The sequence below is a fragment of the Clostridium sp. M62/1 genome, from assembly GCF_020736365.1.
GTDB lineage: Bacteria > Bacillota > Clostridia > Lachnospirales > Lachnospiraceae > Otoolea > Otoolea saccharolyticum_A.
Map to the genome: position 1 here is coordinate 1,086,953 of NZ_CP085988.1, position 26,136 is coordinate 1,113,088.

Below are 26,136 nucleotides of genomic sequence, written 5' to 3' on the forward strand. Positions count from 1 at the left end.
CGACCGCAGAAAAATTTTTCCATCCCCCCTCTTGACATCTTGACACAGCCATGATATTATGAAAAATGCACTATTGTGGTGTCGTGCGCCTAAAGCTATACAGAGAACCGCATCGTGAAGCGCGCGAAACCCGCCATTAAACATAGAAAGAAAACAGGGGTGAAACGTCGAATGGAGAAAAGCAGAATGCGTCCGGCCAAAGCCGGTAAAGGTATCAGAATGAGCTTCTCTAGGCAGAAGGAAGTTCTGGAAATGCCAAACTTAATTGAAATTCAGAAAAACTCTTACCAGTGGTTCCTTGACGAGGGCTTACGGGAAGTGTTTGATGATATTTCCCCGATCGCTGACTTTGCGGGCCATTTAAGTCTGGAATTTGTAGATTTTACGCTTTGTAAAGATGATATTAAATATACAATCGAAGAATGCAAGGAACGCGACGCGACTTACGCAGCGCCTTTAAAGGTGAAGGTAAGGCTTTGCAACAAGGACAAGGACGAGATTAACGAACATGAGATTTTCATGGGTGATCTGCCGCTTATGACGGATACCGGCTCCTTCGTGATCAACGGAGCAGAGCGTGTTATCGTCAGCCAGTTAGTACGTTCCCCTGGTATTTATTATGGCATTGGACATGACAAGATCGGAACCGAGTTATACAGCTGCACGGTTATCCCGAACCGCGGTGCATGGCTTGAGTACGAGACTGACTCTAATGACATTTTCTATGTTCGTGTGGACAGGACAAGAAAGGTTCCTGTAACAGTCCTGATCCGTGCGTTAGGCTACGGAACGAATGCGGAGATCATCGACCTGTTCGGTGATGAGTTAAAGCTGGAGAAGAGCTTTGAGAAGGATACCTCCGACAACTATCAGGACGGCCTTCTCGAATTATACAAGAAAATCCGTCCCGGCGAGCCGCTCTCTGTGGACAGCGCCGAGAGCTTATTAAACAGCATGTTCTTCGACCCGAGAAGATATGACCTGGCAAAGGTGGGACGTTATAAATTTAATAAGAAGCTCCATTTCAAGAACCGTATCGCCGGACACACACTGGCTGAGGATGTGGTCGACATGTCCACAGGCGAGATTCTGGCAGAGAAGGGAACGGTTGTAGACAAGGAGCTGGCAACAAAGATCCAGAACGCGGCAGTGCCGTTTGTATGGATTGCCGGAGAGAAGAAGAATCACAAGGTTCTCTCCAACATGATGGTGGATCTGGCTGCCTATGTTTCCTTCGACCCTGCGGAGATCGGTGTGACAGAGTTAGTATTCTACCCTGTACTCGAGAATATCCTGGCAGAAAATGACGGAAAGGGCGAGGATGAGTTAAAGGAAGCCATCAGAAAGAATATCCACGAGCTGATTCCGAAGCATATCACAAAGGAAGACATCATCGCTTCCATCAACTACAATATGCACCTGGAAGGCGGAATCGGAACGCCGGACGACATCGATCACCTGGGCAACAGACGTATCCGCGCTGTGGGAGAGCTTTTACAGAACCAGTACCGCATCGGTCTTTCCAGAATGGAGAGAGTAGTCCGCGAGAGGATGACGACACAGGATATGGAGAATATTTCTCCTCAGTCCTTAATCAATATCAAGCCTGTGACAGCGGCTGTGAAGGAGTTCTTCGGAAGCTCCCAGCTGTCCCAGTTCATGGATCAGAACAACCCGCTGTCCGAGCTTACACATAAGAGACGTCTTTCCGCCCTGGGACCTGGCGGTCTTTCCAGAGACCGTGCCGGATTCGAGGTGCGAGACGTTCACTATACACACTATGGACGTATGTGCCCTATCGAGACACCTGAGGGACCGAACATCGGTCTTATCAACTCTCTGGCTACCTATGCGAGAGTAAACCAGTACGGTTTCGTGGAGGCGCCTTACCGCGTGGTAGACAAGACAGATCCGTCTAACCCGGTGGTAACAGACGAGGTAGTTTACCTGACAGCTGACGAGGAGGATAACTTCGTGGTTGCTCAGGCGAACGAGCCGTTGGACGAGGAAGGACACTTCGTTCACAACAACGTATCAGGACGTTTCCGCGAGGAGACTTCCGAGTTCCAGAAGAGAAGAATCGACCTGATGGACGTTTCTCCGAAGATGGTATTCTCCGTGGCGACCTCCATGATTCCGTTCCTTCAGAACGACGACGCAAACCGCGCCCTGATGGGTTCCAACATGCAGCGTCAGGCCGTTCCGCTTCTGACCACAGAGGCTCCGGCTGTAGGTACAGGTATCGAGGGCAAGGCTGCCGTTGACTCCGGTGTCTGCGTGCTGGCAAAGAATGCAGGTGTGGTAGAGCGCTCCGCTTCCAATGAGATCATCGTAAAGCGCGACTCTGACGGACAGAAGGACGTATACCGCCTGACGAAATTTACACGAAGCAACCAGTCCAACTGCTACAACCAGAAGCCTATCGTCTACAAGGGAGACCATGTGGAGGCCGGCGAGGTTATCGCAGACGGCGCTTCCACCTGCAACGGAGAGATTGCCCTCGGAAAGAACCCGCTTATCGGCTTCATGACCTGGGAGGGCTACAACTACGAGGACGCCGTTCTCCTGAGCGAGCGTCTTGTTCAGGAGGATGTATATACCTCCGTTCACATTGAGGAGTACGAGGCAGAGGCCCGCGACACGAAATTAGGGCCGGAGGAGATCACAAGGGATGTGCCGGGTGTCGGCGAGGATGCCCTGAAGGATCTGGATGAGAGAGGAATCATCCGCATCGGAGCCGAGGTTCGTGCCGGAGACATTCTGGTAGGAAAGGTTACTCCGAAGGGAGAGACTGAGCTGACTGCTGAGGAGAGGCTTCTGCGCGCCATCTTCGGTGAGAAGGCAAGAGAGGTCCGCGACACCTCCCTCAAGGTTCCTCACGGAGCCTACGGAATTATTGTGGACGCCAAGGTGTTCACAAGGGAGAACGGCGACGAGTTAAGCCCGGGTGTAAACGAGACCGTCCGCATTTACATTGCCCAGAAGAGAAAAATTTCTGTGGGCGACAAGATGGCCGGACGTCACGGAAACAAGGGTGTGGTTTCCCGCGTGCTTCCTGTTGAGGATATGCCGTTCCTGCCGAACGGACGTCCGCTGGATATCGTGCTGAACCCGCTGGGCGTGCCGTCACGTATGAATATCGGACAGGTTCTTGAGATTCACTTAAGCCTTGCAGCCAAGGCTCTGGGCTTCAATGTATCCACACCGATCTTCGACGGTGCAAACGAGAACGATATTGCAGACACCCTGGAGATGGCAAACGATTATGTAAACACCTCCTGGGAAGAGTTTGAGGCAAAATATAAAGACAAGGTGGATGAAGGGGTAATGGAATACCTGGGAAGTCACCTGGAGCACAGAAAGCTCTGGAAGGGTGTTCCCATCAGCCGCGACGGAAAAGTGCGCCTGAGAGACGGACGTACCGGCGAGTTCTTCGACAGCCCGGTTACCATCGGACACATGCATTACCTGAAGCTCCACCACCTGGTAGACGATAAGATCCATGCCCGTTCCACCGGACCATACTCCCTGGTTACACAGCAGCCTCTGGGAGGAAAGGCACAGTTCGGCGGACAGCGTTTCGGAGAGATGGAGGTTTGGGCTCTGGAGGCCTACGGTGCATCCTACACCTTACAGGAGATCCTTACCGTTAAGTCCGATGATGTGGTAGGACGTGTGAAGACCTACGAGGCCATCATCAAGGGTGAAAACATCCCTGAGCCGGGCGTACCGGAGTCCTTCAAGGTACTCTTAAAGGAGCTTCAGTCCTTAGGTCTGGACGTGAGGGTACTGCGGGAGGACGGCTCCGAGGTAGAGCTGAGCGAGAATATTGACTACGGCGACACCGACATCCGCTCGATTCTGGAAGGCGACAGCAAGAGCTACTCACAGAACGAATCCTTCGAGAGCATGGGCTTTCAGCGTCAGGAATTCAAGGAGGACGGAGAGCTGGCCTCTGTAGAATCTGACAGTTATACAGACGACTACACGGATGACTATGTGAACGATCAGGATGATTCATATTCTGACGATGAAGAATAAATAGAAGGGAGTACCGCTCATGCCAGAGACAAATGAAACTTATGAGCCATTGACGTTTGATGCAATCAAAATCGGTTTGGCTTCCCCTGAGAAGATCCTGGAGTGGTCCCACGGCGAGGTAAAGAAGCCGGAGACAATCAACTACAGAACCTTAAAGCCTGAGAAGGACGGACTGTTCTGTGAGAGAATCTTCGGACCGAGCAAGGACTGGGAGTGCCACTGCGGCAAATATAAGAAGATCAGATACAAGGGCGTTATCTGTGACAGGTGCGGCGTTGAGGTCACAAAGGCCAGCGTCCGCAGGGAGCGTGTGGGCCATATTGCGCTCGCCGCCCCGGTCTCCCATATCTGGTACTTTAAGGGAATCCCGAGCCGTATGGGACTGATCCTGGACATTTCTCCTAGAACCCTGGAGAAGGTGCTCTACTTCGCATCCTACATCGTACTGGATCCGGGAAAAACCAGCCTGCAGTTCAAGCAGGTTCTCTCCGAGAAGGAGTACCGCGATGCGGTGGAGAACTTCGGCTACGGCAGCTTCCGCGTGGGAATGGGAGCCGAGGCGATCCAGGAGCTGTTAAAGGGCATTGACCTTGAGAAGGATTCCGAGGATCTGAGAAAACAGCTTAAGGATGCCACCGGCCAGAAGAGAGCCAGAATCATCAAGAGGCTTGAGGTAGTGGAGGCCTTCAGAAACTCCGGAAACAAGCCGGAGTGGATGATTATGACCGTTATTCCGGTTATTCCGCCGGATATCCGTCCTATGGTACAGCTGGACGGAGGCCGTTTCGCCACATCCGACTTAAATGATTTATACAGAAGAATTATCAACAGAAACAACCGTCTTGCAAGACTTCTGGAGCTTGGAGCCCCGGACATTATCGTGAGAAACGAGAAGAGGATGCTGCAGGAGGCCGTGGATGCCCTTATCGACAACGGACGCCGCGGACGCCCTGTAACCGGTCCTGGAAACAGAGCCTTAAAGTCCCTCTCCGATATGTTAAAGGGTAAGCAGGGACGTTTCCGCCAGAACCTGCTCGGAAAGCGAGTTGACTACTCCGGACGTTCCGTTATCGTCGTTGGACCGGAGCTGAAGATCTACCAGTGCGGTCTTCCGAAGGAGATGGCCATTGAGCTCTTTAAGCCGTTCGTTATGAAGGAGCTGGTTGCAAAGCAGTACGCTCCGAACATCAAGAACGCCAAAAAGATGGTAGAGCGCCTTCAGCCGGCAGTGTGGGATGTGCTGGAGGACGTAATTAAAGAGCATCCGGTTATGTTAAACCGTGCTCCTACACTGCACAGACTGGGAATCCAGGCATTCGAGCCGATTCTGGTAGAGGGCAAGGCTATTAAGCTGCACCCGCTGGTATGTACCGCCTTCAACGCGGACTTCGACGGCGACCAGATGGCTGTTCACCTTCCTCTGTCCGTAGAGGCGCAGGCAGAGTGCCGTTTCCTCCTTCTGTCCCCGAACAACCTGTTAAAGCCTTCCGACGGAGGCCCTGTGGCCGTTCCTTCCCAGGATATGGTTCTCGGTATCTACTACCTGACACAGGAAAGACCGGGCGTAAAGGGAGAGGGCATGGCCTTCAAGAACGTGAACGAGGCCATTCTTGCCTATGAGAACAAGGAAGTAACGCTGCACTCCAAGGTAAAAGTAAGAATGCAGAAGGAGATGCCGGACGGAACCGTTAAGACTGGAATGGTAGAGTCCACGGTGGGACGCTTTATCTTTAACGAGATCATCCCTCAGGATCTGGGCTTTGTGGACAGAAGCATCGAGGGCAATGAGCTGAAGCTGGAGGTTGACTTCCACGTAGGAAAGAAACAGCTGAAGCAGATCCTGGAGAAGGTTATCAATACCCACGGAGCTACCCAGACAGCTATCACTCTGGACGACATCAAGGCCATCGGCTACAAGTACTCCACAAAGGCCGCCATGACCGTATCCGTATCCGATATGACTGTGCCGGCAAGCAAGCCGAAGCTCATCGCCGATGCCCAGGCAACGGTTGACAGAATTGCAAAGAACTTCCGCCGCGGTCTTATCACCGAGGAGGAGAGATATAAAGAGGTTATCGAGACCTGGAAGGCGACAGACGACCAGCTTACTCATGACCTGCTGACAGGACTGGACGCATACAACAACATCTTCATGATGGCTGACTCCGGTGCCCGTGGTTCCGATAAGCAGATTAAGCAGCTGGCCGGTATGCGAGGCCTGATGGCAGATACGACGGGACACACCATCGAGCTTCCTATCAAGTCCAACTTCCGTGAAGGTCTTGACGTACTGGAGTACTTCATCTCCGCCCACGGAGCCCGTAAGGGACTTTCCGATACGGCTCTTCGTACAGCCGACTCCGGTTACCTGACCAGACGTCTTGTAGACGTTTCCCAGGATCTGATTGTCCGCGAGGACGACTGCTGCGCCGGAAAAGGCGAGATCCCTTATATGGAGATCAAGGGCTTTACAGACGGACAGGAGACCATCGAGAGCCTCCAGGAGCGTATCACAGGCCGTTTCATCGCCGAGGATATCGTGGATCCGGATACAGGTGAGATCGTGATCAAGGCAAACCACATGTGTACGCCGAAGCGTGCAGCCGTTGTCATGAAGGCCCTTGAGAAGCAGGGCAGAAACTCTGTGAAGATCCGTACCGTGTTAACCTGTAAGTCCCACATCGGTGTCTGCGCTAAGTGCTACGGTGCCAACATGGCTACAGGACAGCCGGTGCAGGTAGGCGAGGCTGTCGGAATTATCGCTGCACAGTCCATCGGTGAGCCTGGTACACAGCTTACCATGCGTACCTTCCATACAGGCGGCGTGGCCGGCGGCGATATCACACAGGGTCTTCCCCGTGTCGAGGAGCTTTTCGAGGCACGTAAGCCGAAGGGACTTGCGATTATCGCTGAGTTCGGCGGCGTGGCTACTATCAAGGACACGAAGAAGAAGCGCGAGATCATTATCACAGACAACGAGACAGGAAACTCCAAGACTTACCTGATTCCTTACGGCTCCCGAATCAAGATTCAGGACGGCGCAGTGCTTGAGGCAGGCGACGAGCTGACAGAGGGTAGTGTAAATCCCCACGACATCTTAAAGATTAAGGGTGTGCGCGCCGTACAGGATTACATGATCCAGGAGGTACAGAGAGTTTACCGCTTACAGGGCGTGGAGATCAACGATAAGCATATCGAGATGATCGTGCGCCAGATGTTAAAGAAGATCAAGGTTGAGGAGAGCGGCGATTCCGACGTTCTTCCGGGAACCTCCATGAACATTCTAGAGTTCAACGATATGAACGAGGCCCTGATCGCAGAGGGCAAGGAGCCGGCAGTGGGCCGCCAGGTTATGCTGGGTATCACAAAGGCTTCCCTTGCAACAGATTCCTTCTTATCCGCAGCTTCCTTCCAGGAGACCACCAAGGTTCTGACAGAGGCAGCTATCAACGGCAAGGTGGATAACCTGATCGGTCTGAAGGAGAACGTTCTGATCGGTAAGCTGATCCCGGCCGGAACAGGTATGAAGAGATACCGTTCCATCAAGCTGAGCACCGACGGCGAGGAGCTTGAGACGTCCATGGGCAGCGAGGAAGCCGTCCTGTCCCAGGAGTATCCTGAGAGCGGAGAGTTGGACGAGGCAGAGCAGATCGTATTAAATGAAGATGAACTGAGCGAGGAGTAAAGGCAGAGGCGTCTGAAAGGACGCCATAAAGCCTTGTGACGGCTCTAGGCTGGCAAGGAGGATGCCTGAAGATGGAAACAGCTTCAGGCATCCTTTTGTAGTATAGGGAAGTCTCTCCGGACTACCGGTTCTTGCCAATATCAGAATCAGAGCAGTATCAGAATCGGCAGCCAGACAGCGGTATCCGGACAGGGTATGTTAGGAGGAGGGCTGCGTCAGGGAGGATGGCAGATGGATTTTTGCAGACTGACGGAGGAACTTTGGAGAGTTTACCTCTGCGGTGACGCCGGTGAAAAGCAGAAAATGGTGAGCGAATGGCTGGATGAGGACTGTGTGATTATCGGCACAGGAGCCCATGAGTTTTACACCAATAAACAGGATTTTTATAAAGCGATGTCACAGGAGAGTGAGGAAGTGGAAGAGGTTTCCTTCCGTTTTGAAAACCTCCGGTGCCGGGAAAGAAAGACCGGGGAGGACGCCTGCCTGGTATACGGGGTTCTCTATATCAGGGGCAGCAGTGCCGATGGGAAGGTACAGATCGATATGGACAGCCGCTATTCAGTTCTCTATGAGAGGAGAGGAGACAGATGGAAAATCGTGCATATCCATCAGTCCATGCCGAACCTGGAGCAGAGAGAGGGAGAGTACTATCCCAAAACCCTGACTGAGCAGGTGCAGAAGGCTCAGGAGGAGGCGGGCAGAATGGCGCTTCTGGCTCAGAGGGATGGGCTCACAGGGCTGATCAACTACCACACCTTTGAGGAGATATGGAAAAAAGGAGACAGAACTGAGAAATGGCTGTTTATAGTAGATCTCGATGATTTTAAAAAGATCAATGACACCTATGGCCATATGGAAGGAAATCAGGTATTAAAAACAATCGCCGGTCTCTTAAACCGTGTTGTGCGCACTCACGATCTCGTATGCCGCATGGGTGGGGACGAGTTCCTGCTGCTGTGCGGCGGAATCAGCAGCATGAAAGGGGCGGCCAGGCTGGCTGAGAGGATAGTGGACTGTATTGCAGCGCACAGGACAGAGAAGGCCTGGCCCAGCATATCCGTGGGGGGAACGGAGATTCTCCCGGATGAAAAACTGGAATCTGCCATCGAGAGAGCAGATAAGGCCCTCTACAGTGTCAAGCGGACCACAAAAAACGGATATCGCATCGAGTGACAGGAAAGGCGCCGCGCATCTGCTCAGGCGGCGGAGGGGACGCTGTACATAATTGTAAGAAAAATGTCAGTTGAGAAACAGGCGCCCTGTGATATGATAGGATCAGTTCAGATTTACATGTGCCTGTAAGGCGTTTTCGTGTACGCTGAGCGGCTATAGACAGTCAGAAGCCCGATGGCGGGTTTCAGAACAGGGAACCTGCTCCCCGCATCTGGGAAGAGCAGAGAGAGGAAGGTTTATGAGAAAACGATACATGATTCCGGCAGCCTGCATGCTTGTCTGCGCAGCCCTGGCAGCAGGGGCGGCAGCTGCATCCGTGGGAGGGGGAAAGGTTCAGCCTGCCGCCCAGGTTCAGGCAGAGGCAGGAGCTGCGACAGTGCAGCCAGGCTCCGAGTCCTCCCGGACCACGGCCAATGCCTATGAGAGCCAGGGCATGACAGCCAGAAATGACAAGGTGACCGTCACAGCTGATGCCCTCCGGCTGCGCACCTCCCCTGACACAGAGGGAGACAATATAAAGGGCACAGTTCCCGGAGGCACAGTCCTGGAACGGCTTTACGAGGGAAATGGATGGAGTGTGGTGAGGACGGACAGCGGAGAATTCTATGTGTCCTCCGCATACCTGGCAGAGGGGCAAAAAGCCGGACAGCCGGTGAAGGAGGAGACCAAAGGCCAGGGTGAAGCAGGGACTCAGCTGCAGTCCGGGACGGAAGTGGGGCTTAACAGCAGCCTCCAGTATGCTGAATTTTCCAAGATAAACAGCGGGAAAGCCGTTCTGTATAAGAGCACAGCAGAAAACAGAAAAAATAAGACCATCGGCCTGAATGCAGGCCACGGCACAGCCGGAGGAGGCAGCGTAAAGACACTGTGCCACCCGGACGGAAGCGCCAAGGTAACAGGTGGTACCACTGCGGCAGGCGCCACCACTGCCGCTGCAGTGTCAGCCGGAATGACATTTGCAGACGGCACACCGGAGGCCTCAGTGACCCTCCGGATGGCGCAGATTCTGAAGGAGCGCCTGCTGGCAGAGGGATATGATGTGCTGATGCTCCGGGACGGGGAGGATGTACAGCTGGACAATATTGCCCGGACGGTACTTGCGAATAACTATGCGGACTGCCATATTTCCCTTCACTGGGATTCAACTTCCAGCGATAAGGGCTGCTTTTTTATGAGTGTTCCCTCCAATGAGAGATACCGCTCCATGGAGCCGGTGGCTTCTCACTGGCAGCAGCACAACAGTCTGGGCGAGGCTCTGGTAGAAGGGCTGCGCGGCGCCGGAAATAAAATCTTTTCCAGCGGAGCCATGGAGATGGATCTGACGCAGACTTCCTATTCGACTGTTCCCAGTGTGGACATCGAGCTGGGAGATAAGGGATCCAGCCACTCTGAGGATACGCTGAACCGACTGGCTGACGGGCTGGTAGCCGGGATTCATGCCTACTTTGGCTTTTAAAGGCGAGAGCGCCGGAAGCGCCTGCCTGAATCTGCTGTGATAAAACCTGCAGAGCCGTCTGCGGCGGCCGGCAGAATAGAGATGGAATGAAAGGAGAAGAGCGATGAAGATTACAGTGTTAGCCGGAAGTCCCCACAGAAACGGGACGACTTCCGTTCTGGTAAAGGCATTTACAGAAGGAGCCGAGGAGGCGGGAAATGAGGTTACCTGCCTGAATCTGGCTTCCATGAATATTCACCCGTGTCTGGGCTGCGATCACTGCCGGCAGCATGGAGGCGTCTGCGTCCACAGGGATAACATGAACGTGGTGCGGGAGGCAGTCAGCCAGGCAGATCTGGTGGCATTTGTGACGCCTCTCTACTACTTCGGAATGTCTGCACAGCTGAAGACAGCTATTGATCGCTTTTATGCATTTAACGAGGAGCTGAGAAGCAGCGCCAAAAAGGCCTGTATGCTGGCGGCCTGCGCAGATGACAAATCGGCTGTGGAGGCACTGAAGGCCCACTACCATGCAGTCTGTCAGTATCTTAAGTGGGAGGATGCCGGGGCCGTATATGCTGCCGACTGCGCAGTTCCCGAGGAAATCGAGAAGAGCCGCTATCCGGAGGAGGCCAGAAACCTGGGCAGAAGCATTGGCTAGAACACTGTCCTGCCTGGCCTGAACAGTGAATCTCCCCGGTCAGAAACATATTTTTACCCTCCTGTACATACCTTAGAATTAGCTGAAAACAGTTGAAGAAAAAGCCAGCGAATGGTATGGAGGGGTGACGTGTGAACGACAGGAATACAGAGGTTCTGGAACAGTATGAGATGGAGGTAAGCTCCGCAAGGAGAGGCCGCGGCGCCTGGATATGCGAAACCGACAGGGGCCTTAAGCTCCTTCGGGAGTATAAAGGGACGAAAAAGAGGCTTGAGTTTGAAGAAGAGGTTCTGAATGTCCTGAAGGACGAAGGGCTCACCCAGGTGGATCAGTATGTGAGAAACCGGGAGGGAGAGCTACAGTCAGTGGGGCAGGACGGATTGAGATATATTGTCAAGGACTGGTTTTCGGAGAGAGAATGCGATGTCAGGGATGAGGCGGAAATCCTGAGGGCTGTTGCCCAGATTGCCAGACTTCACCGGATTTTAAGAGGAGTGGAGGTGAGGGAGGAGTGGAACCTGGGCTCGATTCTCGCTGAACCCATGGAGGAGGAGATGATGCGCCACAACCGGGAACTTCGCAGAGCCAGGAGTTTTATCAGCGCCAGAAGGGGAAAGTCGGACTTTGAGCTGTGTGTGATTGGAAACTTCAGCCTGTTCTTTGACCAGGCGCTGGAGGCTCAGAGAGGGCTCGAGAGGATGGCCCGGGAGGGGCGGGAGCCGGAGCATTATCTCTGCCATGGAGAGTTAAACCAGCACCACATTCTGATGGGAGATCAGGATACGCCGATTATCGAGTTCAACCGCATGCACCTGGGGGTTCAGGCGGCAGATCTGTACCATTTTATCAGAAAGGCCATGGAAAAGCACAGCTGGAACCTGGAGCTTGGAATGAAGATGCTGGAGGCCTACGACCGGATCCTTCCCATGGGGGAGACAGAGAGGGAGTATCTCTACTATCTCTTCCTCTATCCTGAAAAGTACTGGAAGCAGATCAACTTCTATTTTAATGCAAACAAGGCCTGGATTCCTGCCAGAAATGTGGAAAAACTGAAAAATCTGGAACAGCAGCAGGAGGACAGGAACCGTTTCCTGAGCCGAATCCGGGGATGAAGAAAAGCGGCGCAGGCCGGATCGGCGCGATAGACGGCGCTGTGCCTGACATTAATAATTCTGCTTTATTTTTTCACCGTCATATACTATAATTAGGACAAAATCTAGTGGCAGAAACGGCACAGGAGGAGTATCAGAATGAAAGATTACATGAAGATCTACGAGGAGTGGCTTGCAAACCCTTACTTTGACGAGGATACAAAGAAGGAGCTCAGGGCTATCCAGGGGGATGAAAACGAGATAAAGGAGCGCTTCTACATGGATCTGGAGTTTGGAACTGCAGGTCTTCGCGGTGTGATCGGGGCCGGAATCAACCGCATGAATATCTACACAGTAAGGCGCGCCACACAGGGACTGGCAGACTATATTTTAGAGCAGGGAGGCGCTGACAGAGGCGTTGCCATTGCCTATGATTCCCGCCGCATGTCACCGGAATTTTCGGATGAGGCGGCACGCACTCTGGCGGCCAACGGAATAAAGGCCTACCGCTTCGAATCGCTCCGGCCGACTCCTGAGCTTTCCTTTGCTGTGAGAGAGCTTGGCTGCATCGCCGGAATCAATATCACGGCCAGCCACAACCCGCCGGAGTACAACGGCTACAAGGTATACTGGGAGGACGGCGCCCAGTTCACTCCTCCTCACGACAGAGGGGTGACGGAGAAGGTTATGGCTATCACAGATCTCTCCTCCGTAAAGACCATGAGCCGGGAGGAGGCTGTGGCATCTGGAAGGTATGTGACAATCGGAGCTGAGATAGATGACAGATACATCGCCCAGGTGAAGGCTCAGGTGGTGAATCAGGAAGCCATTGACAAGATGCAGGATCAGATTGCCATTGTCTACACGCCGCTTCACGGCACAGGAAATATTCCGGCCCGCAGAGTGATGAAGGAGCTGGGCTTTGAGCATGTGTACGTGGTGCCGGAGCAGGAGCTTCCCGACGGAAATTTCCCGACTGTAAGCTATCCGAATCCGGAGGCTGCGGAGGCCTTCGAGCTGGGACTGAAGCTGGCGAAGGAAAAGAACGCAGATCTGGTTCTGGCCACAGACCCGGACGCAGACCGCCTGGGTGTCTATGTGAAGGATACAAAATCCGGAGAATACATTCCGCTGACAGGAAATATGTCAGGCTCCCTCCTGTGTGACTACGTTCTCAGCCAGAAAAAGGAGAGAGGACAGATCCCGGCAGACGGACAGGTGGTAAAATCCATTGTCACCACAAATCTGGTGGACGCGGTGGCAGAGTACTATGGGGCAGAGCTGATTGAGGTTCTGACAGGCTTTAAGTGGATCGGAAAGCAGATCCTCAAGAACGAGCAGGAGGGCAGGGGAACCTATCTGTTCGGAATGGAGGAGAGCTATGGATGCCTGATCGGAACTTATGCCCGCGATAAGGACGCCATCTCTGCTACGGCAGCTCTCTGCGAGGCGGCTGCCTACTACAAGGAAAAGGGCATGACTCTCTGGGATGCCATGGTTGCAATGTATGAGAGATACGGATATTACAAGGATTCCGTTCAGTCCATCGGCCTTAAGGGAATCGAGGGGCTTGCCAAGATCCAGGAGATCATGGAGTATTTCAGGAACCATGAGCCGGCAGAGTTTGCAGGCTGTAAGGTTCTGTCCGCAAGGGACTACAAGGCAGATACCATCCGGGATACAGCCACAGGAGAGGTGAAGCCCACCGGACTTCCATCCTCCAACGTGCTCTACTATGATCTGGAGGACAGCGCCTGGCTCTGTGTGAGACCGTCGGGAACAGAGCCGAAGATCAAGTTCTACTACGGCGTGAAGGGAACCTCCCTGGCTGATGCAGACGAGAAGGCTGAGAAGCTTGGAAAGGCCGTCATGGATATTGTGAACGGACTTCTGTAGAAGCTGCCGGAACCATAAAGAGAGGGCAGAAAGGCGGAAGGCCTGAAAGGGGAAATATAAAGACAGCAAAGTAAAGCAGAAGAATACGAGGGGCGCGTCCGGACACAGTTCCGGGGGCGCTCCTCGTATTTTTTGCGGCATATTTTTGCGGTATATACATGTATTTTTAACTGACAGAAAGTTATGACGGAGAATTTTCGCTATCTTTTTGCTCCTGTTTTTCTTTCACGTCTTTATCAGGTTCTTTTTTGGACTTCCCGTCTGTCTGCTTTAAAGACAGACGCTGCAGTTCCAGAAATGCCTCAGGGAATCGGTGGGAAACGGCACCGGGATTGCCTGAAAAGAGTCCCCGGCGATAGAAACGGCGAAGCTTTCCGCCTCCGGTCAGCTGTTCCCGGCGAAGCCGGGCATCACTCAGCTGCTCTGCAACAGATGAGAGCCGCTCCCTCGTATCAAATTTAGCGCCGGAAAGCCGTTCTCTGGCATCTGCTCTGGCCTCGTCCAGCCTTTCCCTCATGCTGCTTCTGGCCTCATCCAGCCGCTCCTGTATGCCGGTCCTGGCCTCGTCTAACCGAACGGCAAAATCGCTTCTGGCTGTGTCCAGCCGCTCTCTTGCGTTTTCTCTTGCCGCTGACAGCCTCAGCTCTGTCTCATCTAAAAACTCCTGCCTGAAGCCGGCCGCTTCTTCCTGGAGCGCCTCCAGCCTCTTCTGAAGCTCCTCGATTTCTGAGTGAAGCCTGGTCATAGCTTTGAGAGCGTTTCCGAGAGCGAGAGCCTCCCTCACAGACTCGTAAGTATCTAAAAGGAACAGTACGCTGACAGCAGAGACACAGACAAGCAGGACGGGATAGCTGACGCCTAAAACCAGACGGGCGATGGGCTGGTGGATATACTCTGTGAGAAGGATCGTCAGGAAGCCCCAGGCGATGGAGGAGCTCAGGCAGATGTAGCCGTCCAGCTGGAATTTTTTATTGCTGTAGTCCCAGTATTTGACGCAGAACAGACGCTCCATCACAAAACCGGTCACGTATTCCAGAGCAGTGGCTGCAATCACACCTGAGAGACAGACGAGAGCCGGATGCTCCCTGAACGGGAGGGAGACCCACAGCATCATGACAGCCCCTGAGCCATAGAGAGGCAGCAGAGGCAGCCTGAGGAAGCCCCGGTTGACAAAGCGGTGTTTTAAAATGGATACATAGCAGGATTCAAAAATCCACCCGAAAAAGCTGTAAATGTAAAAGAAGGCGAGCCATTGAAGGAAGGAATAGTCGTACATAAAATATCTCCTGTGGTAAAATTCTGCGAGTGTACTGCTGTTACTATTGGATCAAAAAGCCGTTTTTATTCCAGACAAACACGCTTTTCTGCCATTATAACACGGGATTTCCCGATGTCAAACGGCCAGAGAAGCCGGGCTGTCTCTTTCTGCTTGCCAGAATGTGCGGGTTCAGGTAGAATGGGTATGTATAAATTTCCGCCATACAGGCCTGGATAAAGATTCAGGAGAGCCGGGGAGAGTAAACGGACGTAACCGGGCTGAAAAGAAAAAACAGATTCAGATAAAGGAGCAATAAGAGTGAGTATTTTAAATGTAGAGCATCTGAGCCACGGCTTTGGAGACAGGGCAATCTTTCACGATGTGTCCTTCCGCCTTTTAAAGGGGGAGCATATCGGGCTGATAGGAGCCAACGGTGAGGGAAAATCCACCTTCATGAACATTATCACAGGGAAACTGCAGCCGGATGAGGGAAAGGTAGAGTGGGCCAAGCGTGTGCGCGTGGGATATCTGGACCAGCATTCCGTCCTGGAAAAGGGCATGACAGTCCGCCAGGCGCTGAAAAGCGCATTTTCTTTCCTGTTTGAGATGGAGGAGCAGATGAATGAGATCTGCGACCGTCTGGGAGAAGCGCCGGAGAGTGAGATGGAAGCCATGATGGAGGAGCTGGGAACGATCCAGGAACTTCTGATGGCCCATGATTTCTATACCATCGACGCAAAGGTGGAGGAGGTGGGAAGGGCTCTGGGCCTTTCTGACATCGGCATGGATAAGGACGTGACAGAGCTGTCCGGCGGGCAGAGGACAAAGGTCCTGCTTGGAAAGCTGCTGCTGGAGAAACCGGATATCCTCCTGCTGGACGAGCCCACCAACTACCTGGATGAGCAGCATATCGAGTGGCTCAGGCGTTACCTTCAGGAGTATGAGAATGCCTTCATTCTCATTTCCCATGATATTCCGTTCTTAAACAGCGTGATCAACATTATCTACCACATGGAAAACCAGAGGCTTGATCGGTATGTGGGGGATTACGATAAATTCCGCGAGGTCTATGAGGTGAAGAAGGCCCAGCTGGAGGCGGCGTACAAAAGGCAGCAGCAGGAGATCGCCGAGCTTCAGGATTTCGTGGCCAGAAATAAGGCCAGAGTTTCCACGAGAAATATGGCCATGTCCCGCCAGAAGAAGCTGGACAAGATGGAGCGCATCGAGCTGGCAAGGGAGAAGCCAAAGCCGGAGTTTCACTTCCTGGAGGCCAGAGCAGCCGGAAAGTGCATTTTCGAGACAGAGAACCTGGTGATCGGCTATGATGAAAAGGAACCGCTGTCAAGGCCGTTAAATCTCTGCATGGAGAGGGGGGATAAGATTGCCCTGGTGGGTGCCAACGGAATCGGAAAGACCACCCTCTTAAAGAGCATTCTCGGGCTGACTCCGGCGCTCTCGGGGAAGGTGACGCTGGGGGATTATCTGGAAATCGGGTACTTTGAACAGGAGATGGCGCCTGGAAATACCACCACCTGTATTGAGGAGATATGGAAGGAGTTTCCGTCCTACACCCAGTATCAGGTGCGCTCCGCCCTTGCCAAATGCGGGCTGACGACGAAGCACATAGAGAGCCAGGTGAGAGTCCTGAGCGGAGGGGAGCAGGCGAAAGTAAGATTATGTAAACTGATTAACAGGGAAACGAATATTCTTCTGCTGGATGAGCCGACAAACCATCTGGACGTAGACGCGAAGGAGGAGCTGAAAAGGGCTCTTCGCGAATACAGGGGAAGCATCCTTCTCATCTGCCACGAGCCAGAGTTTTACAGTGATGTGGCTACAAAGGTGTGGGACTGCAGAGAATGGAGCCTGAAGCTGTAGCCAGGCAGGAGAACCGTGCAGGGGAACCGGGGGAGGTGCATGCATATGAGAAAAAAAATCTGTCCAGTCTGTGACAGAGAGCTGACAGCAGCCGGCTACTGCCGTCTGTGCAGGAGGCTGGTGTTTAAGCCGGTGGTGCGCGACGTTGACTACTACCTCAATGAAAACAGACCGGATAACCAGACGCTTCTGAATCAGAAGAGAATCGGAGAGGAAAACCAGCTGGAGGCAGGAGGGAAAACAGATCTGCGGGAAAAGATGGCCGGGTACTGCCAGAAGGCCATGAAGCAGGCGGAAAACCTGCAGAAGGGAATCAGGACCGCCGGGGAAAAAACGGAAAAAGGCAGGAAAAAGAGTGAGAGAGCCAGACCGGTGTATGAAAGTTCCGGAACCTCCAAAAAAGCGAAAGTCCGTGTGAAGACGAGCGGTTTTTACCGCTCAGAGGAGAAAAAGAAGGGGCGCACAGTCTATGTTGTCATAGCTATTGTGGTGTGTTTAATTGTCATCAACCTTTTTTTTGAGGCGGCAGGCAGGATGGTTGATCGGCTGACGCAGTCTCACCTGGAAAATGCTGCAGCTGAATGGAGCCAGGAGAACAGTGCTTCCAAAGAGCCAGAGTACGGCTATGGGGTAACAGAGCTTGATGAGGCAGAGATAATGGCGGCAGGGACCCGATGCGACGGGGAGGAACATTTTTCCTGCAGCATTACCGATATGGACAGGCGGCTGGACGAGGTGATTTCACAGCTTGGCCTCCAGGCTGAAAAAGATGAGTATACGGATAATTACATAATATATTCAGACGGAGGCTCCTATAAATTTTATGATACCTGCATTTTCTGCATCGTACTGGATGAAAACGGAGAGGAGCGCCTGTCCATTCTCTTAAACGGCGACACGGTTACAGGCGAGGTCCACAGTGTATCTGTCAATGCTTTCTCACCGGATGAAAATGAAACGGCGGCGGAAATTCTCCGGCAGCTGGCAGATTTTGCAGCAGGAGAGGAGGGCACCGTAAAACAGGAAGAGATTCTGGAGGCTGTGGGGTCCGAAAACGAGCTGAGCCGTCCTGCGTATAATTATGTCATTTACGTTTATGATTATGAAGGAGAGGGACTGGGAGGCAGCCTGATGCCTCTGCAAAACTGGGAGGAAGAGAGCGGAGCAGAGACGCTTTGATAAGGAAGGCGAAAGAAGCCGGGCAGAAGAAAGCCAGACAGAAAAAAGACAGCGGGAAAGGGACAGATACAGGAGGCAGGATGAAAAAACTATTACTACTTTCAACGGGAGGCACCATCGCCTCTGTGATGACGGAAAACGGACTTGCCCCGGCGGCAACGCCAAAGGAGCTGTTAAGCTATATTCCGGAAGCAGGGAAATTCTGTGAAATTTCAGTCAGACAGCTTTTTAACCTGGACAGCACGAATTTTCAGCCGGAGCACTGGATTCGCATCAGCGAGGAGATCCGAAGGGAGTACGAAGTCTATGACGGGTTCATCGTAACCCATGGAACAGATACCATGGCATACACGGCGGCGGCTCTGTCCTACCTGATTCAGAATCCGGAAAAGCCCATCATTCTCACCGGCTCCCAGAAGCCTATCAGCGTCCCCATTACCGATGCCAGGAAAAACCTGATGGACAGCCTGCGCTTTGCGTCCAGGGACGGGGTGCGGGGTGTCTATCTGGTGTTTGACGGGAAGGCCATTCTGGGAACCAGAGCCAGAAAGATCCGATCCAAGAGCTACAGCGCCTTTGAGAGCATCAATTATCCGGTGGCCGCCTTTATAGACGAGAACCGAATTATCCAGTACGTAGACGGGGAGAGCCGGACAGGGGAGACGGTGTTTTATGACAGGCTGAATCCGAGAGTATTCGTGCTCAAGCTGATACCGGGAATCGAGCCGGAGATTCTGCAGTATATCGGAGAGCGGTACGATGCGATTATCATCGAGAGCTACGGGGTGGGAGGAATCCCATTCTACAATAAGAGAAATTTTCTGAGCGGACTGGAGGACCTGACGGAGAAAGGAAAAATCGTCGTGATTGCCACTCAGGTGATGCTGGAGGGAAGCGACGCCGAGGTCTATGAGGTGGGCTACCGGGCGGTAAACCACTACAATGTGCTCCAGGCCTACGATATGACAGTTGAGGCTGCGGCTGTGAAGCTGATGTGGATTATGGGACAGTCAACGGAGTTTGAAACAGTGAAGAAAATGTTTTATACAAGGGTGAGCCAGGATATTCTGGTGGGGCCTGAATGGTAAGCGTTTTTATGCCTGCTCATAGGCAGGAGGCGAGACGGCTGTCCTGACGTGAGAGCGTGGATCGGGAGAGGAGACAGACAAAATGCCCGCCGATTTTCCGGCGGGCATTTTGTAATATTGGGAATGGTAGGTATATATAAAAAAGAAATTGGCTTAGGGGGGCCGGACGGCTCTGGCCGTCCGGTATGAGTATGAAAAAGCTTTTATTATTTCAAGCAATACTTGAAACAAAGGCCTGTTACCCTTTCGGATAACATACTTAGATTATAGGGTGGAAATGTGACCAAAGTGTGTCAGCATCATAAAAAAAGAATAAAGATCATAAAAAAAGAAAAAACCCTTTAAAAACAGGTAAAAATTGTATATAATAGTAAATGGTATAGTTTGCTTATACGCAGATGACAGTATGAAAGCTGCCGCCGGATTCGGTGCAGCTTCTTAGATAGCCAGAAAACATTTAATGCGAAGGGTTGACTGGCAGCCGGGCAGGAGAGCTGACGCAGGACTGTCCGTTTTGTTCTGGATGAATGGGAGAAAAACAGGAGGAAGAACAACTATGATGATGTCTAATGACATTGGAATTGACCTGGGTACGGCCAGTATCCTTGTGTATATCAAGGGTAAGGGCGTGGTGCTGAAGGAGCCATCCGTAGTTGCGATTGACCGCGACACAAACAGGATCATGGCGATCGGAGAAGAGGCCCGCCTGATGATCGGAAGAACGCCGGGCAACATTGTGGCAGTCCGTCCGCTCCGCCAGGGTGTGATCTCCGACTATACAGTGACAGAGAAAATGCTGAAATACTTTATCAATAAAGCAGTTGGAAAGAAAACCCTCAGAAAGCCGAGGATCAGCGTATGTATTCCAAGCGGCGCCACAGAGGTGGAGAGAAAGGCCGTGGAGGACGCGACCTACCAGGCAGGAGCCAGGGATGTTTCCATCATCGAGGAGCCGGTTGCGGCTGCCATCGGAGCGGGTATCGACATCTCCAAGGCCTGCGGAAACATGATCGTAGACATCGGCGGCGGTACGGCTGATATTGCGGTGATCTCTCTGGGAGGAACAGTTGTCAGCACCTCCATTAAGGTGGCCGGAGATGACTTTGACGAGGCGCTGGTGCGCTATATGAGAAAGAAGCACAACCTGCTGATCGGTGAGAGGACGGCTGAGGAGATCAAGATCAACATCGGCGCAGCCTACAGAAGACCTGAGATGATCACTATGGAGGTGAGGGGAAGAAACCTGGTGACAGGACTTCCGAAGACGATTGTTGTGACCTCCGATGAGACGCTGGAGGCACTCAGAGAGCCGGCCATGCAGATTGTGGACGCTGTTCACAACGTGCTTGAGAGAACGCCGCCGGAGCTGGCAGCCGATATTTTTGACCGCGGCATTGTGCTGACAGGAGGCGGATCGCTGCTCAGCGGACTGGATGCGCTGATCGAGGAAAAGACAGGAATCACCACGATGATTGCCGAGGATCCTCTGACAGCAGTTGCCATCGGAACCGGAAAGTTCATTGAGTTTGCCCACGGAGAGGGCTCCAGGAATTTTGACTAGGGACAGCTATGGCTTCAGTGAAAGGTTTTGTTGAAAAAATTAAATACAGGAACGAGGACAACGGCTATACGGTTTTAAGCGTCACCGGCTCGGAGGATGGGGAGGAATACATCCTTGTGGGCAGCTTCTCCTACATCAGTGAGGGGGAGCTTATTGAGGCGTCGGGCCATATAACCGAACATCCTGTTTACGGGGAACAGCTTGCGGTGGAGCACTACGAGATCAGGCCGCCGGAGGATACGGTTTCCATGGAACGCTATCTAGGCTCCGGTGCCATCAAGGGCATCGGGGCTGCTTTAGCTTCAAGGATAGTAAAAAAATTTAAGACGGACACCTTCCGGATCATGGAGGAGGAACCGGAGCGGCTGGCCGAGATCAAGGGGATCAGCGAAAAGATGGCTATGGCCATTGCGGAGCAGGTGGAGGAGAAGCGCGATATGCGCCAGGCCATGATGTTTCTGCAGGAGTACGGCATCTCCATGAATCTGGCAGCCAAGATCTATCAGGAGTACGGCCCGGCCATGTACGGGATTATCAGGCAGAATCCCTACAAGCTTGCGGACGACATTCCCGGCGTGGGCTTTAAGATGGCAGATGAGATCGCGGCGAAGGTGGGGATATTTACGGACTCTGACTTCAGAATCAAGAGCGGGATTCTCTACACTCTGTTAAAAGCCACGGCAGGCGGCCATACATACCTTCCAAAGGAGGTTCTCTGCGCCCAGGCCTCAGAGCTTCTCGGCGTAAAGCAGGAGGAGATTGAAAAGCACCTGGCGGACATGCAGATGGATAAGCGGCTTGTGATCAAGTACGGGCGCAGCGGAGAGGAGAGCGGCACACAGACGGCATCGGCTTCCCATGGGGAGACGGGAGAGGAAGGGGAAGAAGGGCCTGATTCTGAAAGGGAGCGCCCCCAGCTTGTCTATGCCTCCCAGTATTACTACACGGAGCTCAACACGGCGAAGATGCTCCACGATCTGAACATTACCGGGGATCAGTCCGAGGAGTCCATCAGAAAGAGCCTTGGCCGCATTCAGGAGCAGGAAAATATAGAGCTGGACGAGCTTCAGATACAGGCAGTGATCGAGGCGGTCAACTGCGGGCTTCTGGTTATTACAGGGGGCCCCGGAACGGGAAAAACCACAACCATCAATACGATTATCCGATACTTTGAGCTGGGCGGTCTCGACATCCTGCTGGCAGCGCCTACAGGAAGAGCCGCCAAGCGGATGACGGAGGCTACCGGCTGTGAGGCCAAGACGATCCACCGCCTGCTGGAGCTGACGGGAGCGCCCCTGGAGGAAAAGGGAAATGACGCGGGACAGAGGGGAAAGCTGGCAAACGGAGGGATGCGCTTTGAGCGAAACGAGGAAAATCCTCTGGATGCAGATGTGATTATCATCGACGAGATGTCCATGGTGGATATCCACCTGATGCATTCCCTGCTGCGGGCGGTGAATGTGGGAACCAGGCTGATTCTGGTGGGCGATGTGGATCAGCTTCCCAGCGTGGGGCCGGGCAATGTGCTCAGAGATATTATTGAGTCCGGCTGTTTCCATGTAGTGAAGCTGACGCGGATTTTCCGCCAGGCAGCCCAGAGCGATATTGTCGTCAATGCCCACAGGATCAACAGAGGAGAGCAGATTCCCCTGGGAAAGAGAAGCAGAGATTTTCTCTTTATCAGGCAGGAGGATCCGTCAGCCATCGTCAGCTCCATGATCACCCTGGTGAAGGACAAGCTGCCGGGCTATGTGAAGGCTGATGTGTTTGATATCCAGATCATGACTCCTATGCGAAAGGGCGCCCTGGGGGTGGAGCGGCTGAACACTGTCCTGCAGCAGCACCTGAACCCGCCGTCGCCTGACAAGAAGGAGAAGGAGACGGGAGGAATTACGTTTCGCACAGGCGACAAGGTGATGCAGATAAAAAATAATTATCAGATGGAGTGGGAGCTGAGAAACAGGTACGGGATTCCTGTGGACAGAGGAACCGGCGTGTTCAACGGGGATACAGGCATCATAAGGGATATCAATACCTTCTCCGAGCTGGTCACCGTGGAATTTGACGAGGGAAAGATGGTGGAATACAGTTTCAAGCAGCTGGAGGAGCTGGAGCTGGCCTACGCCATCACTATTCATAAATCTCAGGGGAGCGAGTACCCGGCTGTGGTGCTCCCTGTCTATCCGGGGCCCAGGATGCTGATGACGAGAAATCTGATCTACACGGCTGTCACGAGAGCCAGAACCTGCGTCTGCCTGGTGGGTATTCCACAGATCTTTCAGAGCATGGTGGATAACGCTTCAGAACAGAAGAGATATTGTGGATTAAAGGACAGGATTCAGGAGATTGAGGAGAGCCTGATGTAGAAAGCCGGGAGAATATAAAAGACAGAAGAGAAAAAGGGGCGCCTTTCGCGAAGCCGGAACCGCCCCGCTCCCATCCGGCAGCGGGAGCAGCAGCCGGAGAACCGCTTTTTCCAGGCTGCTTTTATCTGGAACATATCCTTATCATATCGTATTCACTTTTCGTATCGTATTTACTTTGGGAATCTTACTGTTTTCTATTATTCTTCTTTTTCGTTTGTTTGACCATCTTCTATCATTCTTCTTTTTTGTTTATTTTGCCATCTTTGTGATTTTTAATCGCTGCACCTTGCATTGCCGCGGCCGCGGATGCTGAAGCTGCGGCAGAAGTCTGCTCACAGCAGGGCAATGGAAGGGAAAGCACAGAGTCCGTGCGGGGAGGGAGATATTCTTGGAGTTCGATTTAAAGAAAATCTGGCTGAAATATGGCAGGGCAGGCGGAGATTCTGCGCAGGAGCTGGCCCTCCTGGCGGCAGATCTGCTGTTTCCGCGGCGCTGTCCCGTCTGCGGCGATGTAGTGCTTCCAAAGGGAAGGCTTATCTGCCCCGGATGTGTAAAAAAGCTGTCTTTTGTGACGCCGCCGGTCTGCATGAAATGCGGAAAGGAGATAGACAGCGGGCTTTTGGAGTACTGCCCGGACTGCGCGCGGCGCCCCAAGAGCTTTGAATACGGAATGGCCCTTCTGAATTATAATAAGACTGCGGCGGCTTCCATGGCGGCAGTGAAGTACAGGAATAAAAGGGAGTATCTGGATTTTTATTCCTGCGCGGCCACAGTGCGTTTCGGGGAGAGGATTCGGGCTGCGGGGATCCAGAGGATTGTGCCGGTTCCCGTTCACCCGTCGCGGTTTCGGAAAAGGGGATTTAACCAGGCCGGGGAGCTGGCAGATAGGCTCTCAAAGGAGCTTAAGATTCCGGCCGCCGGGCTTCTTCTGAGGGTAAAAAGGACAGATCCCCAGAAAGGCCTGGGGGCAGGAGGAAGGCTCAAAAACCTGGAACAGGCCTTTCGGGCCTTGCCGGAAGCGGGAAGTTTCGAGCGGGTGCTCCTGGTGGATGACATTTACACCACAGGGAGCACTGCTGAGGCGTGCACCAGGGCACTTTTAAACGCCGGAGTAAAAAAGGTTTATTTTTTTGCTGTTTGTATTGGACATGGACGCTAAAGTAGGATATGATGATAAAAGGACTTTCTGTCCGGCAGAGGAGCAGACTTCTGCCAGAATATGAAAAAGAGGACGGCTGCCAGAAAGAACAGGAAGCATTGCCTGCTGCCTATGCAGGCGGCGGGAAACATGGCAGCGCAGGCCTGAAAAGCTGCGAAAAGGAGTTGCAAATGAAGGAGTATACCTATCAACTGGAAAAAGAGGATTACAGAGAGTGGATCCGGTGGAACATTAAAAAACATGATCAGAGGAAGGCGAAGCTGATCACAGTGGGAGTAATGCTGGCTCTTCTGGCTGTCACCCTGATCGGAAATTTTTCGTCGGGAAGACCCATTGCCGCTGCAATTGGCTCGGTGGTGACGTTTATCGGACTAGGAGCAATCATGCTCTATTTTATTTCTCCGCAGAACCAGGAGAAAATGATCTGGAAGAAAAGCGGGCTTAAAAAGATGGAAAAGACAGGATTTCCTACCATCAACCTGGCAGTGCGGGAGGACGGCTTTGATCTCTTCGGGCCTGACAGGGAAGCTGAGCATGTACATTACCAGTACACCAGCCTGGAGGACATTGTGGAGCTGGAACGCCTTCTGCTTTTAAAGACATCTGACGGAAGTTACCAGTTTGTGGCCAAAAGAGTGTTTACTGAGGAAGAGAAGCAGGAATTTCTCAGCTTCCTGAGAGAGAAGATGGCGGACGCCAGGGAAAATCCCGAGAAGTACAGAAGAACAGAGACGGGGGCTATTGCAGGCACCGGCAGTGATGAGACAGAAGGGAATATCTGGGAAGAGGGCTACGTGGTCAGAAACCAGAATACTGCGGGAATGGGAAAGATTGGTCAGATGGCGAACATCCTCGCGCGCTCAGGCGAGGAGGAAGAGACAGATGGCAGAACAGGTGATGATGCGGACTGTCCGGAACAGGAGGAAGAGAAGGCAGAAGAGCTTTAGTCCGCCGGAAATTTGTGAAAGCAGTCTGAAAATTCAGCTGATTTTGGCAGCTGCTGCAGACTCAGCTCAGCAAGGTAAAAGAGGAGGAGATCGGCTTGAAAATACGCAGTGCCCTGGAGCAGGATGTCAGGGAGATGATGGAAATATTTAATTATGAGGTGAGAAACTCCACAGCCTCCTTTGCGATTCAGGAAAAGACCTATGAGGATCGCCTGGAATGGTTTCACGCCCACGGCACGGGGAATCATCCGCTGATTGTGGCTGAGGAGGATGGAAGGGTTGCAGGCTATGCCTGCCTGTCCCAGTACCGTCCCCACGAGGCGTACAAAAAAACAGTGGAGCTGTCCGTTTATGTATCGCCCGATTTTCGGAAAAGGGGAGTGGGCGAGGCGCTGATGCAGGAGATCATCCGCCTGGCAAGAGAGGACAGAAATACCAGGACTGTCATTTCTGTGATTACAGCAGAAAATCAGGCCAGCATCCGGCTTCATGAAAAGCTTGGTTTTTCCTTCTGCGGCAAGATGCACGAGGTAGGGGAGAAATTCGGCAGAATGCTGGACATTGTCAATTATGAGCTCCTTGTCTGAGAGGGACCCCGAATATTAACAGAATAGAAATATAAAACAGCTGCCCCGGAATGGAGCAGGAGACAGATAAGGAGGTGTACTGCCGGTGTTGGCTGGCCGTGCGCCTCCTATTTTTGTGGAGATAGGGAAGA

16 protein-coding genes are annotated in these 26,136 nt (G+C 52.8%); 15 read left to right on the top strand and 1 reads right to left on the bottom strand.

Going from position 1 to position 26,136, the window contains the following annotated elements; all coding sequences use genetic code 11:
- The first annotated feature begins 171 nt into the window (after window positions 1-171).
- From LK436_RS05600 to LK436_RS05630, 7 genes are all read left to right on the top strand, one after another.
- Window positions 172-4,041 carry a DNA-directed RNA polymerase subunit beta gene (locus tag LK436_RS05600; RefSeq protein ID WP_008399533.1) on the top strand — a complete coding sequence of 1,290 codons (3,870 nt, stop codon included), beginning with the start codon at window positions 172-174 and terminating at the stop codon, window positions 4,039-4,041.
- Between the two features lie 19 nt (window positions 4,042-4,060).
- Window positions 4,061-7,726, top strand: a complete 3,666-nt coding sequence (rpoC, locus tag LK436_RS05605) for a DNA-directed RNA polymerase subunit beta' (RefSeq protein ID WP_008399534.1) — start codon at window positions 4,061-4,063, stop codon at window positions 7,724-7,726.
- A 231-nt stretch (window positions 7,727-7,957) separates the two neighbouring features.
- Window positions 7,958-8,899 carry a diguanylate cyclase gene (locus tag LK436_RS05610; RefSeq protein WP_021966496.1) on the top strand — a complete coding sequence of 314 codons (942 nt, stop codon included), beginning with the start codon at window positions 7,958-7,960 and terminating at the stop codon, window positions 8,897-8,899.
- A 238-nt stretch (window positions 8,900-9,137) separates the two neighbouring features.
- On the top strand, window positions 9,138-10,355 hold the full coding sequence (locus LK436_RS05615) for an N-acetylmuramoyl-L-alanine amidase (RefSeq protein ID WP_021966495.1): 1,218 nt from the start codon (window positions 9,138-9,140) through the stop codon (window positions 10,353-10,355).
- Between the two features lie 103 nt (window positions 10,356-10,458).
- On the top strand, window positions 10,459-10,995 hold the full coding sequence (locus LK436_RS05620; protein ID WP_008399539.1) for a flavodoxin family protein: 537 nt from the start codon (window positions 10,459-10,461) through the stop codon (window positions 10,993-10,995).
- Between the two features lie 131 nt (window positions 10,996-11,126).
- Window positions 11,127-12,107 (top strand): phosphotransferase, encoded by a 981-nt coding sequence (locus LK436_RS05625; RefSeq protein ID WP_008399540.1) that lies wholly within the window; start codon window positions 11,127-11,129, stop codon window positions 12,105-12,107.
- Window positions 12,108-12,245: 138 nt separating this feature from the next.
- On the top strand, window positions 12,246-13,982 hold the full coding sequence (locus tag LK436_RS05630; RefSeq protein ID WP_008399541.1) for a phospho-sugar mutase: 1,737 nt from the start codon (window positions 12,246-12,248) through the stop codon (window positions 13,980-13,982).
- A gap of 181 nt (window positions 13,983-14,163) precedes the next feature.
- Here LK436_RS05630 and LK436_RS05635 read toward each other — a convergent pair whose 3' ends face one another.
- Entirely contained in the window at window positions 14,164-15,258 is a 1,095-nt protein-coding gene (locus LK436_RS05635) for a putative ABC transporter permease (protein ID WP_008399543.1), read from the bottom strand.
- Window positions 15,259-15,558: 300 nt separating this feature from the next.
- Here LK436_RS05635 and LK436_RS05640 point away from each other — a divergent pair, with 300 nt between their 5' ends.
- The 8 genes from LK436_RS05640 to LK436_RS05675 all read left to right on the top strand — a co-directional run bounded on the left by LK436_RS05640 (window position 15,559) and on the right by LK436_RS05675 (window position 26,005).
- The gene (locus tag LK436_RS05640; protein ID WP_008399547.1) at window positions 15,559-17,118 is read left to right on the top strand and encodes an ABC-F family ATP-binding cassette domain-containing protein; all 1,560 of its coding nucleotides are present in this window, start codon (window positions 15,559-15,561) and stop codon (window positions 17,116-17,118) included.
- A 45-nt stretch (window positions 17,119-17,163) separates the two neighbouring features.
- A complete protein-coding gene (locus LK436_RS05645) occupies window positions 17,164-18,297 on the top strand; it encodes a hypothetical protein (RefSeq protein WP_147594698.1) in 1,134 nt (377 codons plus the stop codon).
- 80 nt (window positions 18,298-18,377) lie between these two features.
- The gene (locus LK436_RS05650; protein ID WP_021966491.1) at window positions 18,378-19,385 is read left to right on the top strand and encodes an asparaginase; all 1,008 of its coding nucleotides are present in this window, start codon (window positions 18,378-18,380) and stop codon (window positions 19,383-19,385) included.
- A gap of 559 nt (window positions 19,386-19,944) precedes the next feature.
- Window positions 19,945-20,946: a rod shape-determining protein gene (locus LK436_RS05655; RefSeq protein ID WP_347476105.1), complete on the top strand. Its 1,002-nt coding sequence runs from the start codon at window positions 19,945-19,947 to the stop codon at window positions 20,944-20,946.
- Between the two features lie 8 nt (window positions 20,947-20,954).
- Complete coding sequence (locus tag LK436_RS05660; protein WP_008399555.1) at window positions 20,955-23,312, top strand: ATP-dependent RecD-like DNA helicase; 2,358 nt, start codon at window positions 20,955-20,957, stop codon at window positions 23,310-23,312.
- Window positions 23,313-23,700: 388 nt separating this feature from the next.
- The gene (locus tag LK436_RS05665; protein ID WP_008399559.1) at window positions 23,701-24,471 is read left to right on the top strand and encodes a ComF family protein; all 771 of its coding nucleotides are present in this window, start codon (window positions 23,701-23,703) and stop codon (window positions 24,469-24,471) included.
- Window positions 24,472-24,479: 8 nt separating this feature from the next.
- Complete coding sequence (locus LK436_RS05670) at window positions 24,480-25,418, top strand: YcxB family protein (RefSeq protein ID WP_008399561.1); 939 nt, start codon at window positions 24,480-24,482, stop codon at window positions 25,416-25,418.
- A 95-nt stretch (window positions 25,419-25,513) separates the two neighbouring features.
- Window positions 25,514-26,005 carry a GNAT family N-acetyltransferase gene (locus tag LK436_RS05675; protein WP_008399563.1) on the top strand — a complete coding sequence of 164 codons (492 nt, stop codon included), beginning with the start codon at window positions 25,514-25,516 and terminating at the stop codon, window positions 26,003-26,005.
- The last annotated feature ends 131 nt before the right edge of the window (window positions 26,006-26,136 follow it).